The sequence below is a fragment of the Paenibacillus donghaensis genome (genome assembly GCF_002192415.1).
Lineage (GTDB): Bacteria > Bacillota > Bacilli > Paenibacillales > Paenibacillaceae > Paenibacillus_AQ > Paenibacillus_AQ donghaensis.
On the sequence record NZ_CP021780.1, the window covers coordinates 4,594,365 to 4,612,063 of the forward strand.

The window sequence follows — 17,699 nt, forward strand, 5'->3', positions numbered from 1 at the left end:
GGCTTTGCTCTTTTATATTACAGCTTGTCAATTCATAACTGCTGACTTTAAGGTATCAAATCTCCATCCATCCATTGGCTATTACTTTTTTATACCAGATAAAGCTGTCTTTAGGCGTTCGTATCAACGAATTAAAGTCCACATGAATTAATCCGAAACGCCTGCTGTATCCGTCAGCCCACTCAAAATTATCCAGCAGAGACCAAGCAAAATATCCCTTCACTTGGACACCGGACTCCATTGCCCGGCTTAACTGCGTCAAATGCTTACTTAGATATTCTATACGCTTTCCATCTTGAACTTTTCCTTGGGATGGCTCGCCATCATAACAGGCTCCGTTTTCCGTGATTTCTTATTCGTAAAAAAAAGCTTCGTTGAAAGCGGATCCACTTCATACCCAATCCTTCCTTCATTTAAGTTTCTCCAATATTGCATCTTGTAATTAGGGACATTTACATAATTTTTCCGTTTCTATGAATAGCTTTGTGAGAAAGACCACCACCCCTGGGATAACAACGTGTTCTCATTCACTTTGATTAACCACCTCGCCCATGGGCAAACTTCGTGTTTCTCCAAGCCTGTAAATCAATTCGTTATCGACCAATACCGTACGCCGAAAAGCGTAAGGATTGGCAGGGTTTATTATATGCGTCCCTACGAATTTCAGCGTGCGTATTATTGGAGACAGCACTGCAGTTTGTTTTCAAGATGAACCGCTTTCTGGAATAGGGGCCCCTGAGTCCGTTGCTACATTTTCAAAATTCCCCGCTCCAGCGCAACGGCAACGGCTTGCGAGCGTGAATCCACTCCCAGTTTATTGTAAATGGTCGTTAAATGCGCTTTTACGGTACGCTCGGAGATCCCCCTATCCATAGCAATTACTTTGCTTTTCAACCCTCGGGCGACAGATTGCAGAATGAGTATTTCTTTGTCGGTCAAGCGAGTGGCTTCATGTTGAGGAATGATTGGATCTTGCGGCTGCGCCTTGACAGCAATCACTCGTTCCATTATATCTGCTGAAAGCAAGGTCTCCCCATGTACTGCCGACTCAATGTTTCTGAATAGATTTTCACGGCTGGTATCTTTTAATAAATATCCTTTCGCCCCCATAGCCAGGCCGCTGATCATTAATTCATCCTCGTTGTAGGTCGTGAGTATTATCACTGGAATCGGGCATCCTTGGTTCCTTAACTCCTTCATCGTTTCCAGACCGCCCATGACCGGCATATTCAAGTCCATCAGAATCACGTCTGGATGCAGCTCCTTAATCAATTGCAGAGCCTGTAAGCCGTTCTCGGCTTCACCAACAACTTGAAACTGCTCACTTGTCTCCAGAATCAGCTTTAATCCTTCCCGGACAACAAAGTGATCGTCAACAATCAGAATTTTATATAAATTCATCTAAGTTCTCCTTCAATGAAAGGCGTCTCCAGCTTAATAAGGGTTCCTTCTGAGTTACTGTTCACGTAAATTTCTCCTCCAATTAGTCTTACCCGCTCTTTAATTCCCAGCAATCCATAGTGTCCGACATCTTTTCCAATATCATCCGTTTTAAATCCAATGCCATTGTCCCGAATCTCAATAATAAGCCTGTCGTTTTGCGTAGAAACCACAACCCATACTTTATCAGCCTTTGCATGGCGGGCAATATTGGTCAGACATTCTTTAATGATATGCAAGCTGTGTTCCATCAGCAATCTGGACAACCGCTTGTTCAAATGATATTCCGTGGATACAAGGATCCCTGTGGCGTCATTAAAATGTTGAATTTCATCGCCAATTGCCTCCTTGAAATCCATCTCAGGTGCTGATTTCATTCGTAAATTGTCAATCGCTCTTCGGGCTTCGGCCAATGTCTGGCGTGCCTGCTGCATCGACTGCTTGATAATTTCCTGCGCCCGCTCCGCATGATTCTGTGACATATGGGCATCTGCGGCTTCGAGCCGCATAATGAGTCCGGCAACCCCTTGTGCCAGTGTATCATGCAAATCCCGGGCCATACGCTGACGTTCATTCGCAAGGGTTAATTCTTCCACCTTATCATGGGCTTCTCTCAAATCCTCCAGATAGCTTTGGATTCTGAGCCGCTCCTGAACCTGCTTGAAGAACAATATTGCATAAGCCAGCACAATAATCAGCATCAGAATAAATATAGGAAGAAATAAGATAAGTTCATCGGTATCTCCAACAGTCAAAGCAGAATCAAAAAAAACCATAATACTGATAAGTGAAACGAACACTGCTCTCTTAATCCGAAATGAAAAACTAAGACTTTGAGCTATCAGTATAGGCAGCAGTCCAATTAAAACCGCCTGATAGCCTTCGCGCATTAAAATCGCACACAAATAGATTAAAGCGGCTTGAACTGAGAAATAAAGCCAGAATTTTTTGTGTGAGATTCTGTAGGAATTCCAGTGTAATAATACATGAATTGTAAATAAACAGGTAAATGCAGCACCCTCTAAAATTAAGGGCTCCTTTAAAAATTGCAGGATTATCGTTCCTGCATATACAATTGACACCCAAATTAAAGTCGGCAGCCTGGAAGCGAATAATTCACTAATATTCTGTATTCCGTTTTTTTCATTCAATTGTCCTCCCCCTTATCTGTATTAAATGCTCTAGCCGAAATAATTTCAATTTCGTCTACTATTTTCCCTGCCTCATCAGAAAGAACGGATGAAGTTGTATGAATACTATTAAGGTTAGAAGATGAGTTTTTGGTCGCTCCCATAAGCGAATAGCTTGATGCATTTAAGCTTTGCGTGATATGGGCTATTTCTGATATTAACTCTTTAATATGATTAGAACTTTAATTTAAGGAATTACCTACCCTGCTAATATCTTAACCCTGAAGATACATAGAAGCCAGTGTCTCCCTCCATGTAATTCGCGGCTATGCCAGCGTCAGTTATTACTTGTTGCCCTCTATCCAAAACATAATTAACTAACTGTATTTTGCTGCAATCCCCTTTTAATTCTATAATGTTGTAAGACTTTCAACACCGTCCAAAAGGGCAATTGGTATCTGCCCTTTTGGGCATAAAAATCATGAAACTTTACGCATTCTACAAACGGTACATAATCCCTCTTTTTTTGAGTCAGCCAAAACGACTGAAAGACGGATCATCGGGAAACACCTCAATTTCTGAATTAGATAATGAAAAAAATATCGTCTCCTCTTCACCCATGTGTTGCTCTATATATTTATCTTATAGGATGGGAGAGTTTCCGGCATCGTCCATAGGGGCGGACCGTATTGCCCTTTCGGGCAGCCTTTTAGACAGGATCACAATGCAGACACGTGCTACCAGGTTTATTGCAATTGCAAAAAAAGCACGCGAAAGAGTTCTTTCGCATGCTGCGCTTCCCATACAGATCACGTGCCAATAACACCTGTTCTCAAAGCGAGCTACCTTTATTTCTTCAGCCAAGAAGCCTGATTCTGGTTTCGTCCGCTGCATCCAGTCGTTTCAGCTCGACTGCCTTCATTACTTCCTCCCCCTCTACATCGAGGTTCGGCAGCAAGCGGTCCAGCCACTTCGGAAAATACCAGGCTGACTTCCCAAGCAAGGTCATAAGACCAGGTACAATAAGCATCCGGACTATAAAGGCGTCAAAGAGAACACCGAATGCAAGCGCCAATCCCATAACCTTGACCATAGGTTCGTCTGCCAGAATGAATCCGGTAAAGACGGCAACCATAATGAGTCCTGCTGCCGATACGACTCCGCCGCTGTGGCGGATACCGGCAAGAACGGACTTTTTGGCATCTCCGCTCTTCTTGAATTCCTCACGCATCCGGCTGACCAGGAATACTTCATAGTCCATCGCCAGACCGAACAGAACACCAACTACAATGATTGGCAGGAAATTAAACACCGGCGCTTCCGCATAGAATCCAAACAGCTTCTGGAAATGACCGTCTTGAACAACATAGGTGACAAATCCCAAGGTCGCACCAAGTGACAGGATGAATCCGAGCACTGCCTTGATCGGCACCAGAATCGAACGAAACACCAGCATTAGAAGTACAAAGGCCAAACCTACAATGATCAGGCAAAATTTAGGCAAGGCCTGGTTCAATTTCTGGGTGATATCGATATTGACAGCAGTGCTGCCGGTTACACCAATCTTGACATGATCCTGCTGCTCTATTTCCGTCGCCTTATCACGAATCAGGTGGACAAGATCTATCGTTTCCGAATCATTGGGTCCCGTTGCCGGCATGACGGTAATCAGCGACACCTTCCCGGAGGGTCCGGTCACTGCCGGGTTTACTGCAACGACATTCGGGTAGGTTTTCACTTCTTCAATCACTTTATGAAGATGGGCCGCAGCCTCTTCCCCGCCGTCCGTTTCGGCCAGAATAACTAACGGTCCATGGTACCCTTCACCGTAAGCTTCAGACAGAAGATCGTAGGCCCGGCGTTCGGTTTTATCCGGCGATTTATGCCCGTCATTGCCAAGACCCGTCTCCATGTGGAAGAACGGCAGAGCAATGGTTGCCAGCAGCGCTACACCCAGCACTACAGCCACTAAAGGCTGTCCGGTAACAAATCTTCCCCACAGATTGCCGCGGTTTGCCGGCTTCTGATTACTGGCAGTGTGCTTGGAACGTTTGACTGGTGCTTTAATCCGGTTACCCAGCAGTTCCAGAATCGCCGGAACCACGAATATAGTCATCAATATAGCGGTGAATACACATAGCGCACCTGCCATGCCCATTGCACTAAGGAACGGTACCCCTACAAAGGAAAAGCCGAGTAGAGCAATAATAACGGTTACTCCTGCAAACACCACTGCACTCCCGGCTGTTCCGTTCGCAATGGCGATTGCTTCCCGTCTTTCATATCCTTCAGCAAGCTGCTGGCGGTATCTGGCGATAATGAATAGCGCATAATCAATGCCAACAGCCAGACCAAGCATACCGGCTAGTGATAAAGCGAATGAAGGAATGTCAAACAGACTCGTTCCGATAATAATCAGCATAATCCCAAAGCCAAGTCCCAAAGCCGCCGTTAGGATCGGCAAGACGCCGGTAAGGATAGAGCCAAGCGCTACCGCAAGGATCACAAGGGCCAGCAATACCCCGAGCGCTTCGGTCGGACTGCTGGTTGCCATTTTTACGTAACCGTCTCCGATTAATTCAGCCTGCCAGCCCGCATCCCGCAGACTTTCCGCAATCTCGGTGACCGAATCTTTTGATTCCTCTGTAACTTCATCACCTGGCACTTTATACGTAATTGTAGCATAGCCAATCGTGCTGTCCGCATTCAATGAATGGTTATCGTACGGACCAACCACCGAAGCAACCTCCTGATCTGCTGCAACTTCTTGGAGCTTGGCAACAATTAGCTGCTGCGCTGCTTCAGAGGATAGCGTTTCGTTCTCCGGAGCCTTCAGTACGAATTGGGTTTTGCCTTGATCACCCTGCGGGTTTGGAAATTCCTTTTCCATAACCTCCAGTGTTTTTTGCGAGGCAAGTCCGGGAATGCTAGTCTCCTCACCAAAATGAATTCCCATCGACAGCGCCACAATAGCAGCAGCCACCAAAAGCGTAATGCTTCCCAGAAGGACTTTAATCCGGTTCTTCGCCGACCAAAATCCCAGCCGGTATAATATTTTTGCCATACAGTATCTCTCCTCTTACACATAAGTTTTCTATATGCTTTTATCTTATAAATTCCAAGAGCTTTACACATCGTCCAAAAGGGCGGCAGAACTTGCCCCTTTGGGCAGCCCTTTAGATAAAAAAGACATGCGAAAGTTATCTTTCGCATGCCTAGAAGTTGTACAGATAGTTTGTATACACTGCCTAACTGCAACTGGTCGTTAACAGATATCCCGAGCAAATTGGCTACTGTCGGCAGAATGTCGATCTGACCGCCTGTTCCATCCATGACGGCCTTGGGGCATCAACTCCGATAAATCAAGCTCCTCAAACCTTGCGTGGCATAGCCGAAACCACCGCGACGGGGTATCTCAGTTTGCGTCTATTCGATAGCAGCTTCTTCTCTCCCTGTCCCCACAATAGATAAGGCTTATCGTCATCATCAATAAATAAATCCGCATCAATGCTCTGACAGTTGTACTCATCCTTTGCGATCAACGGCCGTCTAAGCATATCGATAAAGAAGTTTCAATCTAGAGTGTTCAGTATGGTATGAATAATACTTGTTAATTTCCCTTGATCCGTTGCTGTTTTTACCATCGTACGCAGTCCTAACCAGGCATTCATTAAATAATGAGAAATGGCCTGAGGCTCCAGTGAAGCTCTAAGCTCACCTCTTTGCTGACCCGTCTGAACGAGGTCATATAACAACTTCTCCGTTTTTGAATAGCTATTTTCAACAAGGGATGCAACTTCGGGATCTAGTACTCCCAGCTCCACACCCGAATTAACAATGAAACATCCTTGAGGTTCTCCTTCTTTCCTCATTGAGGACTCTAGAAATTGCCGGATTAATTCCCTTACCGGTTCTTGCTTCTCAACCAAGAATCTCATTTTTTTGTATTGAGTAGATTCGTACCGTTGGAGTGCCTTCATATATAAGACGTGCTTATCACCAAAAGTATCATAGATACTTCTTCTGTGAATTCCCATAAAGTCTACTAAATCTTGCATTGAAGTTTTCTCGTAACCTTGCATCCAAAACAGTTGTATCGCTTTATCTAATACTTCATTAACTTCAAATTCTTTGGTTCTTGCCAATGTAATCACCTCAAGCAATCATTATACATTTAAGTAAACGATCCGCAAACTAAAGTGTCAAACGTAAATAAAATCAAGCAAGGTGCTTGATTTTATTCTTCGATATAATCGGTTTGCAGCCTTCTCAAACTATCCTCTACTGCTCGTTTGATCCAGTATTTTGAATTTCCAGATTGATTCTGTCCACCGCCCATGGGCATACCGCCTTTAGTGGCCAGAATGACATTTTGTCTGCGTCCTTTTAGTAATTCTCCTCAAAATTTCTTCTGCTTGACCACTTGAATAGACATCCGCCGTATCGATTAGGTTAATCCCTCCAGCCAAAGCTTCATCCAGAATGGGGGCACAGTCCTTCTCCGTGTTGTTCCCCCACAAACCAAATGTACCTGTACCCACTGATCAAAGGACTAATCTTAGCCCTTCTGCGATTCCACTTCTTTCAACGTAGGATAATCCGTATAACCCTTGCTTCCGGTCCCGAAGAATGTTGCGGGATCTGCTTCATTCAATGGAGCACCTTCTTTAAGCCGTTCTACTAAATCCGGATTAGCTAATGACCATGCACCGACGGGTACCATATCAGCCAAGCCATTATCAAGATCGATACTAAGATCTTCTAGAGCCCGTCCAGCCCGATTGACTAATAAGGGATTCGTCCAAATGGAACGAATTTCACGGAGCAGTTTTTCATTTCCAAGATGCATGACATGTAGGTAAGCTAAATCCAATTGAGCTAATTCTTTTACAAGGTAGAGATAAAGTTCAGGGCCTTGTTCACCATCTTGAATCCCACCAAGAGGTGTCCCTGGCGAAATACGGAAGCCTGTTCTTTCTGCTCCAATTTCTTCGACGATGGCTTTCGTGACTTCAATCGCAAAGCGAGCACGATTTTTTATAGATCCTCCATATTCATCCGTCCGTGTATTCGAATTTTCTCCGATAAATTGGTTAATCAGATATCCATTGGCTCCATGAATTTCAACGCCATCCGCACCGGCTTGAATAGCTGCTGCTGCTGCTTTTCGGAAATCGGCAATGGTCGTTTGAATATCTTCTTTACTTAACTCGCGCGGAACGGGTATGTCCTGCATTCCTGTAGCCGTAAACATTTCTACACCGGGTGCGATTGCAGATGGTGCAACGGCTTGACGATGATGTGCTGTATTGTCGGGGTGCGACATACGACCAGCATGCATTAATTGGATGTACATAAATCCACCTGCTTCATGCACCGCATCTGTAACCTTTTTCCATCCTTCAATATGCTTTTCAGTATAGATGCCAGGTGTCCATAAGTACCCTTGACCATCATCAGAAGGTTGTGTACCTTCACTAATAAGTAATCCCATAGAAGCTCTTTGAGCATAATAAAGGGAACTTAGTTCTCCCGGTGTACCATCTTCTTCCGCTCTGCTGCGTGTCATTGGTGCCATCGCTAAGCGATGTGGTAATTCCAGGTTTCCAATTTTCGTTTTACTCCATAATTTTTCCATTCTGATATTCTCCTCTTTAAATGAATTTACACGGATATATTAATTCAATTTAAAATTCTGAAATTATTGGATAGATTTGGCCTCTCAGATTGAAAACATAGTTCTGGTCAACAATACCTACCACTTCGTTGCTATCATAAAGCTCCACCATGAAGCCCGCCATTTGTTTGGCAGTGTGGTACTTAGGCATGTTTGCTTTGTAACTATAAATGAGCAAATTCGCTTCCAGTAAACTGTAAAATCAAAAAGAATAGAGACAAAGTGCTCTCCTTGTGTTAAAAAGTAGTCACCACAACACACTTTTTAGCCGAAGGAGAACTCACAATGTCCCATACCGCCATCGTACCTGATCATCAAATGCTTCGCAACTATTTATTGCAGCACCGGTTGCCTTTATATTTCTCTAAACCCGTGATGAATCATATCCTATCTTACATGGCAGCAGCAACGTCCAAAGGATTTCGGGGTAAGGTCGTAGATCTAGCCGATTATAGCCCGTGTCACCGCACTGCTCTCGGGCACTTTTTGACTCACGGGCACTGGGACGAAAGGATTCTTCAACATAAAGTGAAGCAAGAATCTATTCGTCATGTACTCCGCGAGTCCACACAAACGGCGGAGCCTCTATTTGTGATTCATGATGATTCGATTTGCAAGAAGACCAAGCCTTCGTCACAGGCCAAGTCTCCCATCGAACAGACTGGATATCATCATTCGCATCTCGAAGGTAAAACCGTCTGGGGCCATCAGGTTCAGGCCACTATCGTACAATGTGGTGCAGCGGCATTGATTCATTCTATAGATCTATACGACAGAAAAAAAGTTCATCCGGATGGCTCCGTCTATACTAAAATCGATCATGTGTGTGACATGGCTGCGACGATGCCTTTGCCTCCATATGGGGGATATGCGCTTGTCGATTCCTGGTTTACTTGCTCCCGGATCATTGACAGCTACGCGACTGCAGGATACCACCTGATTGGCGCTTTAAAAACCAATCGTATTCTCTATCCGCAAGGCATCCGGATCTCGGTTCAGCATTTTGCCGCGCATGTGTCCAAAAAAGACGTTCACCTCGTGACCGTGAATGGTTCTTCGTACTGGACGTACCGATATGAGGGAGCCTTAAACGACATCCCGAATGCAGTCGTACTTCTCTGTTGGCCTGAGCAAGCCTTTGGTCAGCCGAAAGCTTTACGCGCCTTTTTGTGCACGAATGTGTCTTTAGAGACAGAGACGATTTGTACGTATTACAGCAAAAGATGGCCGATTGAAATCTTCTTTAGACAATCCAAAGGTAATTTAGGATTCGAGACGTATCAAGTTCGCTCGGCCACTGCGTTTATTCGTCTATGGGCACTACTCGCCTGGACACATTTGTTCTGTACCGTGGGGCTTGAACAGCCTTGTTCCTTTGGCGATGGGCTACGCACCGTTCGCAAGCAAGTCAAACAAGATATCGCCCAGTTTATCTATGACTGCGGCCGAAAGAACATTCCTTTTCAAGTGATTCAAAAACGATTAAAATTAGCATGATCTTTGATTTGGAATTTTTTGTATCCGTTTTTGCTCATTTATAGTTTGTAATCAAATTCTTCAGCATCTATTGATTTCTTCACAAATTCCGTTTCGGTTATTGCAGGTGCTAAAACTTTTGCCTTTAATTTCGCACCTTTAAGCTCTAGTTCTTTTGCAAGCCCTTCGGTGAAGGCACTAACATAATATTTAGATGCAGAATAAGCAACACTCCCAACAGCAATGGCATATCCGAGTGCAGATGATACGTTAATTAACTGAGTTCCTTCTACATCAGCATAATCTCGCACAAATAGTGTAGAAAGGATCGTCAAGGATTCGATGTTGACACGTAACATAGTTTCAACTTTATCTAAATTCTGGTCTGCTACAAAAGAAGCTTCACCAAGCCCGGCATTGTTAATCCAGGTCTCAATTTGGTATTCCTTTAAAGTGTTATACAGTGTATAGGCCTGTTCTGTAACAGACAGGTCACTTGAACAAACAATAACATTTACATTAGAATCCATATCCTGAATTATTGATTTAAGCTCTTCTAATTTATCTAATCTTCTAGCTACCAGAATTAAGTTATTGCCACGTGCAGCAAACGCCAATGCCGTCTCATATCCAATTCCTGAGCTTGCTCCTGTAATCACTGTGTACTTCATATTATTCTCTCCCTTTCAATATAAATATTCTGATTTCGGACAATTAAAGAATGATCATTCTAATTAGAACAGGAAAACTAAACTGTTAGATCTAACTTGTACTAAGTATATCAATTCTAGAACGATCGGTAAAGAATTTTTTAATGAAAGGTGAAAAACAATTGAGAAACACCCGATCTGTCATTTTAAATACTCTCGTATTAATTTGCTTTAAGAATCATTTGACCCCAAGTATGCGTGATGAAATCCGGGGCGAACTTCATTGAAAAGCGCATAACTTTGGTAAAACCTGCGTTCACGCGTAGTTTGTTTTTCTCCATACCTTTAATACCAGCATTAACAAGCTTTGCTAATGGCAAAGAGATCATTTTATTCAGGAACCCTTCATCATAAGTGTCTGTGAGATTGGTTTCAGAAATAACGGGTGGACAAAGTTCCATCACATGAATATTTTTTCCTTTGGCACGGATTTGCTCACGTAATGCATCACTGAACATGTGGACGCCAGCCTTCGTTGCAGAATAAGTCGGTGCGTTGGCAACTGTAACATTAGCAAGTAGTGAACTAACGTTAACAATCATTGCCTCCTGTTGTTTGGCTAACAATGGCAACAATGCCTTGGTGACATAGATTGTGCCGTTCAAGTTTGTGGTGATTTCTGCGGTAAGGTGCTCATAGGTGATACTTTCATCAAATAAGTCAAACTCGTGCATAATACCAGCGTTATTGAAAACAATATCCAGTTTCGGATAGTGTATGGTTAGTTCTTTAGCAAGCTGCTCAACGCTTTTGGGATCACTAACATCTGCCGCCATCCCAATGAGTCCGGGATTGTTCTGCACTGCCTGGTCGATACGTTGTTGTGAGCGCCCCGTGATGATCACGGTATTTCCCATCTCGAGAAAACGTTTAGCAAAAGCAAAGCCAATCCCAGACGTCCCGCCTGTCACCAATATCGTTCTATTTTTCAATTTCATTCTTCATCATCTACTTTCAATATGACTTTCCCTTGGCTATGGCCCGTCGCAATCTTAGCAATCGCGGCATAAATTTGTGCACCCTTCATTGGGTGCTCTCCTTAAAATTGGATAACGACTTTTCCTTTAGGATGACCTGTTGCAACAAGATTCAGTGCTTCGTTAATATCTTCTATGTGGAATTCTGTCGGGTCCACCGCTGGTACAATCCCGTTATCTTCAATAATCTTCGTAATTTTCTTTAATTGTTCGCCATCACTGCGAACAAAAATGAAATGATATTGAATTTTCTTTTTCTTCGCTTTGTGATCATACTTAGCCCCAGCAATGGTGAAGAGCTTTTGTTTCCAACCTGGCATGCCCAGGCCTTCGGCAAAACGTTTGTTAGGACCGGTCCGCAGAGAAAGAAGGCGACCTCCTGCTTTAATAATTGAAAGTTCATGATCAAATTCGCTTGGTCCCAAGGTATCAATCACATAATCAACATTACTAAGTTGTTCCCAATCGGTCTGCTCCAGCCGCCATTGTCCGTTCACGTGCTTGCGGATTTCCACTGACGATGACCTTGAGCCCCATGCTTTTGGCGATAGGAATGGCCATTTGGCCAAATGACCCAGAGCCTCCGGGGATAAACACGCTTTCGCCAGCTTTAGCAGCTAATTCTTCATGCAAACCTTGATAGGCAGTCAATCCTGTTAATGGTGCAGCAGCACCGGTCACAAAATCCAGATTAGCGGGTAAATGCCCGATGGCATCTGCATTAATCGCCGCGTATTCCGCAAAGGCACCGATTTTTTGTAGTGGCAGGCGTGAATAAATTGCATCGCCAACTTTGAAACCCTGGACTTTCTTGCCGACCTTTTCAATAACACCCGTCAGCTCGTTACCGAGTACCAATGGGAACTCATAATCCTGGATCAGCTTCACGCTCCCGGTACCGATGAGCAATTCCAAATGATTAACCGCCGCTGCTTTCACCTTGACCAAAACTTCGTTATCACTTATTTCCGGGACTGGAATATCGTTGACTTCTACTATGAACTTTTTTGAATATTTGGTGATCTGTGCCGCTTTCATGATTAATGACCTCCTATGCACTGAATAATAAGTAACATTTATTCGTTTTTGTAACTTACACAACAAGCATAATACCAGAGGTTACAAAAGTCAACAATTGTTACTCATCCTTTTTTGTGCTAAGATACAGGCAAACGTACAAACAGTTATTAAAGAATTTTTTGCAGAAAGAAGGGTTGGCAGCACGGTGTTACGCGGGTGCTTGAAGGCAAATGATTTGCTTCAAAATACCCATATTCACCGGCCAAATTAAATGGCTAAAATCACACAAGAGCTCATTATTGAAACAGCCGAGGCATTAATTGAACGCACGGAAAAATCCGAAGTGACGCTCTCACAAATTGCGGATGAATTAAGTATCACCCACGCAGCGCTTTATAAACACTTCAAAAATAAGCAAGAGCTCTGGGCAGCCGTGTCTAAGAGCTGGTTCAACCGGATGATTTCAGAACAAATTAAATTAGATATGACTAATTTGATGAATGCACAGGACTTGCTCCACGATTGGCTCTGGGCATTTGCTAACGCCAAAAAACGCGCCTATAACGAGAATCCCAAGATGTTTGCCTTGAATACACAATACGTGGATAGCAATCCACTGGTGTTACGCGACGTTCTATGGGATTCCTACCAAATTATTGACGGATTCATGGACTATCACGATCCCCACTTAGAACGGGCGGAGGCGATTCTTTCCGCGTTTGCGGTGTTTAGCCTCCCGTCCTTCAAAGAATCCTGGAATTTACCAGACTACCAAGACAGGTTCGAACGTATCTGGAGTTTAATCAAACAGGGTCTTTGAATCCAATTCTTTTAGTTGGCTCTTCAACCCTGTGTTAAAAAGGGAATATAGGGAAATACGTGGGAGTCACAACTGCTGATTATAGGTCATTGCCACATTTTTACCGCAAAAAGACACTCTCTCCTAAAACCAAGAATGTCCAAATCTTTTAAGAAGCTTCGGCGAATTCCAGCTTCACTGTGAATCCCTGAGCTTCAATTTTCCTAATCCACTATTTGGCTAATAGCTTCAACGATAGCTCGTAACTCGCAAGTGTTTTTCGCGACAAATTCTTGGATGAACAATAAAGCATAAAGTTATCCAATTGAAATTGGATGCCTGTCATAATAAAAAATACCGCCCTTCATTAGGTTTTTGACAAACCCAATAAACAACGGTATTAGTACACTTATCAATTCCCAATCCCCCACAAACCCTTCACATATCCTGATCCTTACCCTTTCAAGAAACCTTATGCTCAATCCGCAGCTTGTCGGCTACCATGGCAATAAATTCCGAGTTAGTTGGCTTGGATTTGGAGATATTAATGGTATAGCCGAACAGGTGGCTGATGCTGTCAATGTTGCCACGGGTCCAGGCGACCTCGATCGCATGGCGGATGGCGCGTTCCACGCGGGATGGCGTTGTTTTGAATTTCTCGGCGATCGCCGGGTACAGAGTTTTGGTGATCGCTCCCAGGATCTCAATATTGTTATACACCATTGTAATGGCTTCACGCAGGTATTGATAGCCCTTGATATGGGCCGGAACGCCGATCTCATGGATAATGGAGGTGATGTTGGCATCCAGGTTTCTGCCCTTGGACAACGGCACGACGTTGTTGGAACGGGACGAAGAATAATTAGACATGCTGGAAGAAGTGCTCATACTTCCCTGATTGCCGACCAGCTGGCGGACCCGGTTCGCCAGGACCTCCATGTCAAACGGCTTCAGAATATAGTAAGATGCGCCCAGCTGTACAGCTCGTTGTGTGATGTTCTCCTGACCGAAGGCGGTCAGCATGATGATTTTGGGCTGAGGATTCAGGTTCAGATCGCGCAGCCGCTCCAGCACACCGAGTCCATCCAGATGAGGCATAATGATATCAAGAATCAGCACATCAGGTACCTTGCGGGCTTCACTGAGCATTTGCAGCACTTCTTCACCATTATAGGCAATTCCTGTTACAGTCATGTCCTCTTGTTCCGTAATGTACTCGGATAGCAAGTTCGTAAATTCCCTGTTATCATCGGCCAACAACACTTCAATATTCTGCACTGGCTGCTTCCTCCTTAAATATATCTGCTATTCGAAAATAACATATTTTTCTTCACCCCTTAGGTTTTCGACATGCTGATCGAATATCCTTCTGTCGAAAATTATTTTTCTTTATTTTTTTTCTACCTTAGATTATAATTAAATATTTTAATTCAAAATCCGATGTTAATCGCTGCCCTTCGACAAAAAAATCTTAAGGCTAAACCGCCTTAAGATTAATTGGGGACAGGTTGATCTGTCCGGAGACGCCGGAATCCTTCAGCATCCATTCGATGAAACACCCATACCCTGATCTCGGGTCATTCACAAACACATGAGTAACGGCTCCAATCAGCTTGCCATCCTGCACAATCGGGCTGCCGCTCATGCCCTGTACGATGCCGCCGGTCTTGTCGATTAACCGTGGGTCAGTGATTCGCAGCACCATTCCCTTGGTGGCGGGTGTCTGCTGGTGGGACACATGGATGATCTCGACATCGAAACGCTCCACCTGCTGGCCATCCACCACGGTCAGGATCTGGGCCGGACCTTCTTTTACCTGCTCGCTCATGGCAACCGGAATCGGTTCTTTGTACAGGCTGTGCTCGGGATTTACACTCATTTTACCAAAAATTCCAAAATTCGTATTACTTTCCACATTGCCGAGCACTTGGCTTTCTTTGTAGAAGACAGCACGTTTCTCACCGGGATCGCCATCCTGGCTTTTGGAAATGGAGGTAACGCTGGATTGCACGATATGACCGCTGCCTACAACAATCGGTGTTCCTGTGTTCATGTCTGTAATGACATGGCCCAGTGCTCCATACACCCCTTGCTCAGGAGCATAAAAAGTCAATGTACCTACACCGGCTGCGGAATCACGGATATAGAGCCCTAGCCTCCACACCTTGTCCGTGCGGTCGTACGCGGGCTTCAGCTTGGCGGTATGCTCCTTGCCGGCACGTTTGTAGACGATGGTCAGGAACTGATTGGCTTCGCCTGCACGTTCGACCAGCTGGGCTACCTTGGAGACCTCATTCAGCTTCACCCCATTAATGGAGACCATCAGGTCACCGGGGACCAGGCCGCTAATTTCACCGGGGGAGAGCTTGGACTGCTTGGTTACCTCAATCAGATGATGACCCACAACCAGAACTCCTGCAGATTTAACTTTGACGCCGATCGTCTGTCCTCCGGGAATGACCCTTAGCTCATGATCCTGGACCACAGACTTCTGTGGACCCGGAACCAGCGGTTCAGCATAGCTTTGGACAGTTCCCGTTATGCCTGAATAACCAAGAAAGAAGGCAAGTAAAAGGCCGGGCATTAACTTCCTGAGGTTCGGCTTCAATGGCTCGTCACGCTCCCTTTTGCTTCTTTCGCTTGACGAAAAAGGTGGTCGCCAATTGCGTACCTATAAGATAACCTTGCCCCCAGGCTTTTATTACTGTCAATCATTGTCCCGCTTACGGTTCAGAAAGCTTGCTTTCCTCAGCAAGGGTAAGCATTTCTTGCGCATGATGCAGCGTTTTTTCGGTGATTTCCACCCCGCCCAGCATTCGGGCCAGCTCCATAATCCGGCCGTCGGCCGACAGCGATTCCACTTCGGTCATGGTCCGGCCGTCTTCGACTTTTTTGCGGATCAGGTACTGGTGATCGGCCATACACGCCACCTGCGGCAGATGGGTAATGGAGAAGACCTGGCAGGTGGACGACAGCTTGAACAGCTTGTTGGCGATGGACTGGGCCGCACGGCCACTGACCCCGGTATCCACCTCATCGAAGATCAGAACGGGAATGGCATCCGTACGGGCAAAAATACTCTTCATAGCCAGCATAATCCGCGACAGCTCACCGCCAGAGGCGATTTTGCCCAGTGGACGCAGCGGTTCACCCGGGTTCGGGGAGATCATAAATTCGGCACTGTCGATGCCTTGACGGGTCAGACGGATGCGCCGGCCTTTATATTCGATGCCACGCGGGTCCTGCAGCTCCTCCAGCTTGACGCGCAGCGAGGTTTTGTCCATCTGCAGATCCTTCAGCTCGCCTTCCACCTGACCAGCCAGATCGTCCGCACATTGACGGCGCACTGCGCTCAGCTCTTCGGCAGCTTCCATCAGCACCGCCAGCAGACTGTTTCGTTTGACGGTTAATTTCTCAAGGTATTCGTCCTTATTCTCCAGCAAATCACTTTCATGACGGATCTGTTCATAATAAGCCAGAATCTGCTCCACACTATCGCCGTATTTGCGCCGCAGGCCAGAGATCAGATCGAGCCGGTTCTCAATATCCTCCAGCCGCTGGGGATTGAATTCAATCTCCTCACGGTAGTCACGCAGCTGAAAAGCGGCATCCTCCAGCTGGTAATACGACGACTGCAGCTGCTCCAGAACAGCCTTTAACCCTTTTTCATCATAACGGACTGCATCCTCCAGGCTGGAAATCACGCTGCCAATCGTCTCCAGACCTTGTCTATCGTACAGGATCTCATAGGCCCCGGAGACTGATTCCATCATTTTCTCACTGTGAGATAGTTTGACCCGTTCTTCGGAAAGTAATTCATCCTCTCCGCTTATTAATCCAGCTGAGGAGATTTCCTCCAGCTGAAAACGGTACAGGTCCAGCATCTGATAAGCCTTCTGGCTGGATTCCTGCAGCTCGCGCAGCTCTTTCTCCGCCTTGGCGAAGGCTGTATACCTCTCCTGATAGACTGCTTTGAGCGGTCCGATCAAGGCTTCTCCGTAGGTGTCCAGCAGACCCAGATGACGTTCTGCCTTCAGCAGGTTCTGATGCTCATGCTGGCCATGGATGTTGACCAGCTGTTCGCCCATTTCGCGTAGCATGCTCAGATTGACCATTTGGCCGTTTACACGTGAGATGCTTTTGCCCAAGCTGGTGATCTCACGGCGGATAATCAGATGATCCTCCTGCCGCGCCGGAATACCCAGACGCTCCAGCGTTTCCCAGACTGGATGACCGCCAGACAAGCTGAAGAGCGCTTCCATCTCTGCTTTGTCGCAGCCATAACGGATGGAATCCGCAGAGCCGCGCCCTCCGGCAATCAGCGCAAGCGCATCTATAATAATTGATTTACCTGCCCCGGTCTCCCCTGTAAGCACATGGAATCCCGGATAAAAATGCACATCCACCGCTTCGACAACGGCCAGATTGCGGATAGATAAGGTTTCTAACACGGACAAAAGCACCTCCATT

At 45.4% G+C, this 17,699-nt stretch carries 13 protein-coding genes and 5 pseudogenes; 2 read left to right on the forward strand and 16 right to left on the reverse strand.

Annotated features, from left to right (window positions below; translation table 11 throughout):
- Positions 1-55: 55 nt before the first annotated feature.
- The 9 genes and pseudogenes from B9T62_RS21105 to B9T62_RS40795 form a co-directional block, all read right to left on the reverse strand.
- Positions 56-349: pseudogene (locus tag B9T62_RS21105) on the reverse strand (family 1 glycosylhydrolase); the annotation flags it as partial.
- 398 nt (positions 350-747) lie between these two features.
- Positions 748-1,401, reverse strand: a complete 654-nt coding sequence (locus tag B9T62_RS21110; RefSeq protein WP_087917099.1) for a response regulator — start codon at positions 1,399-1,401, stop codon at positions 748-750.
- Positions 1,398-2,591, reverse strand: a complete 1,194-nt coding sequence (locus B9T62_RS21115) for a sensor histidine kinase (protein WP_087917100.1) — start codon at positions 2,589-2,591, stop codon at positions 1,398-1,400. Before B9T62_RS21115 ends, B9T62_RS21110 begins: the two co-directional genes overlap by 4 nt.
- 835 nt (positions 2,592-3,426) lie before the next feature.
- A complete protein-coding gene (locus tag B9T62_RS21120; protein ID WP_087917101.1) occupies positions 3,427-5,634 on the reverse strand; it encodes an MMPL family transporter in 2,208 nt (735 codons plus the stop codon).
- A gap of 508 nt (positions 5,635-6,142) precedes the next feature.
- A complete protein-coding gene (locus B9T62_RS21125) occupies positions 6,143-6,724 on the reverse strand; it encodes a TetR/AcrR family transcriptional regulator (RefSeq protein WP_245863955.1) in 582 nt (193 codons plus the stop codon).
- Positions 6,725-6,807: 83 nt separating this feature from the next.
- The gene (locus tag B9T62_RS40785; protein WP_342746084.1) at positions 6,808-6,915 is read right to left on the reverse strand and encodes a hypothetical protein; all 108 of its coding nucleotides are present in this window, start codon (positions 6,913-6,915) and stop codon (positions 6,808-6,810) included.
- A gap of 7 nt (positions 6,916-6,922) precedes the next feature.
- Positions 6,923-7,111, reverse strand: a complete 189-nt coding sequence (locus B9T62_RS40790; protein WP_245863958.1) for an aldo/keto reductase — start codon at positions 7,109-7,111, stop codon at positions 6,923-6,925.
- A gap of 17 nt (positions 7,112-7,128) precedes the next feature.
- The gene (locus B9T62_RS21135; RefSeq protein WP_087917103.1) at positions 7,129-8,208 is read right to left on the reverse strand and encodes an alkene reductase; all 1,080 of its coding nucleotides are present in this window, start codon (positions 8,206-8,208) and stop codon (positions 7,129-7,131) included.
- Positions 8,209-8,257: 49 nt separating this feature from the next.
- A pseudogene (locus B9T62_RS40795) lies at positions 8,258-8,416 on the reverse strand (SDR family NAD(P)-dependent oxidoreductase); the annotation flags it as partial.
- Between the two features lie 116 nt (positions 8,417-8,532).
- On the opposite strand from B9T62_RS40795, the gene B9T62_RS21140 reads away from it, so the two are divergent.
- A complete protein-coding gene (locus tag B9T62_RS21140) occupies positions 8,533-9,744 on the forward strand; it encodes an IS701 family transposase (protein WP_087913645.1) in 1,212 nt (403 codons plus the stop codon).
- Positions 9,745-9,788: 44 nt separating this feature from the next.
- Here B9T62_RS21140 and B9T62_RS21145 read toward each other — a convergent pair.
- From B9T62_RS21145 to B9T62_RS21155, 3 genes and pseudogenes are all read right to left on the reverse strand, one after another.
- A pseudogene (locus B9T62_RS21145) lies at positions 9,789-10,394 on the reverse strand (SDR family NAD(P)-dependent oxidoreductase); the annotation flags it as partial.
- A 200-nt stretch (positions 10,395-10,594) separates the two neighbouring features.
- Positions 10,595-11,371, reverse strand: coding sequence for an SDR family oxidoreductase (locus tag B9T62_RS21150; RefSeq protein ID WP_087917104.1), 777 nt, complete (start codon positions 11,369-11,371; stop codon positions 10,595-10,597).
- Positions 11,372-11,472: 101 nt separating this feature from the next.
- Positions 11,473-12,448, reverse strand: a pseudogene (locus B9T62_RS21155) (NADP-dependent oxidoreductase).
- Positions 12,449-12,701: 253 nt separating this feature from the next.
- Here B9T62_RS21155 and B9T62_RS21160 point away from each other — a divergent pair.
- On the forward strand, positions 12,702-13,250 hold the full coding sequence (locus B9T62_RS21160; RefSeq protein WP_087917105.1) for a TetR/AcrR family transcriptional regulator: 549 nt from the start codon (positions 12,702-12,704) through the stop codon (positions 13,248-13,250).
- A gap of 223 nt (positions 13,251-13,473) precedes the next feature.
- Here the strand turns inward: B9T62_RS21160 and B9T62_RS41845 are convergent.
- The 4 genes and pseudogenes from B9T62_RS41845 to recN all read right to left on the reverse strand — a co-directional run.
- A pseudogene (locus B9T62_RS41845) lies at positions 13,474-13,575 on the reverse strand (tyrosine-type recombinase/integrase); the annotation flags it as partial.
- Between the two features lie 116 nt (positions 13,576-13,691).
- The gene (gene spo0A, locus B9T62_RS21170; protein WP_087917106.1) at positions 13,692-14,507 is read right to left on the reverse strand and encodes a sporulation transcription factor Spo0A; all 816 of its coding nucleotides are present in this window, start codon (positions 14,505-14,507) and stop codon (positions 13,692-13,694) included.
- A gap of 199 nt (positions 14,508-14,706) precedes the next feature.
- On the reverse strand, positions 14,707-15,813 hold the full coding sequence (gene spoIVB, locus B9T62_RS21175; protein ID WP_087917107.1) for a SpoIVB peptidase: 1,107 nt from the start codon (positions 15,811-15,813) through the stop codon (positions 14,707-14,709).
- A 139-nt stretch (positions 15,814-15,952) separates the two neighbouring features.
- Positions 15,953-17,680, reverse strand: coding sequence for a DNA repair protein RecN (recN, locus tag B9T62_RS21180; RefSeq protein ID WP_087920356.1), 1,728 nt, complete (start codon positions 17,678-17,680; stop codon positions 15,953-15,955).
- Positions 17,681-17,699: the final 19 nt, after the last annotated feature.

What these genes read in the sequence shown, in the direction of transcription:
- B9T62_RS21110 (WP_087917099.1), bottom strand. Translation starts at nt 1,401, where the DNA reads ATGAATTTATATAAAATTCTGATTGTTGACGATCACTTTGTTGTCCGG.
- B9T62_RS21120 (WP_087917101.1), bottom strand. Translation starts at nt 5,634, where the DNA reads ATGGCAAAAATATTATACCGGCTGGGATTTTGGTCGGCGAAGAACCGG.
- B9T62_RS40785 (WP_342746084.1), bottom strand. Translation starts at nt 6,915, where the DNA reads ATGCCCATGGGCGGTGGACAGAATCAATCTGGAAATTCAAAATACTGG.
- B9T62_RS21135 (WP_087917103.1), bottom strand. Translation starts at nt 8,208, where the DNA reads ATGGAAAAATTATGGAGTAAAACGAAAATTGGAAACCTGGAATTACCA.
- B9T62_RS21140 (WP_087913645.1), top strand. Translation starts at nt 8,533, where the DNA reads ATGTCCCATACCGCCATCGTACCTGATCATCAAATGCTTCGCAACTAT.
- B9T62_RS21150 (WP_087917104.1), bottom strand. Translation starts at nt 11,371, where the DNA reads ATGAAATTGAAAAATAGAACGATATTGGTGACAGGCGGGACGTCTGGG.
- B9T62_RS21160 (WP_087917105.1), top strand. Translation starts at nt 12,702, where the DNA reads ATGGCTAAAATCACACAAGAGCTCATTATTGAAACAGCCGAGGCATTA.
- spoIVB (WP_087917107.1), bottom strand. Translation starts at nt 15,813, where the DNA reads ATGCCCGGCCTTTTACTTGCCTTCTTTCTTGGTTATTCAGGCATAACG.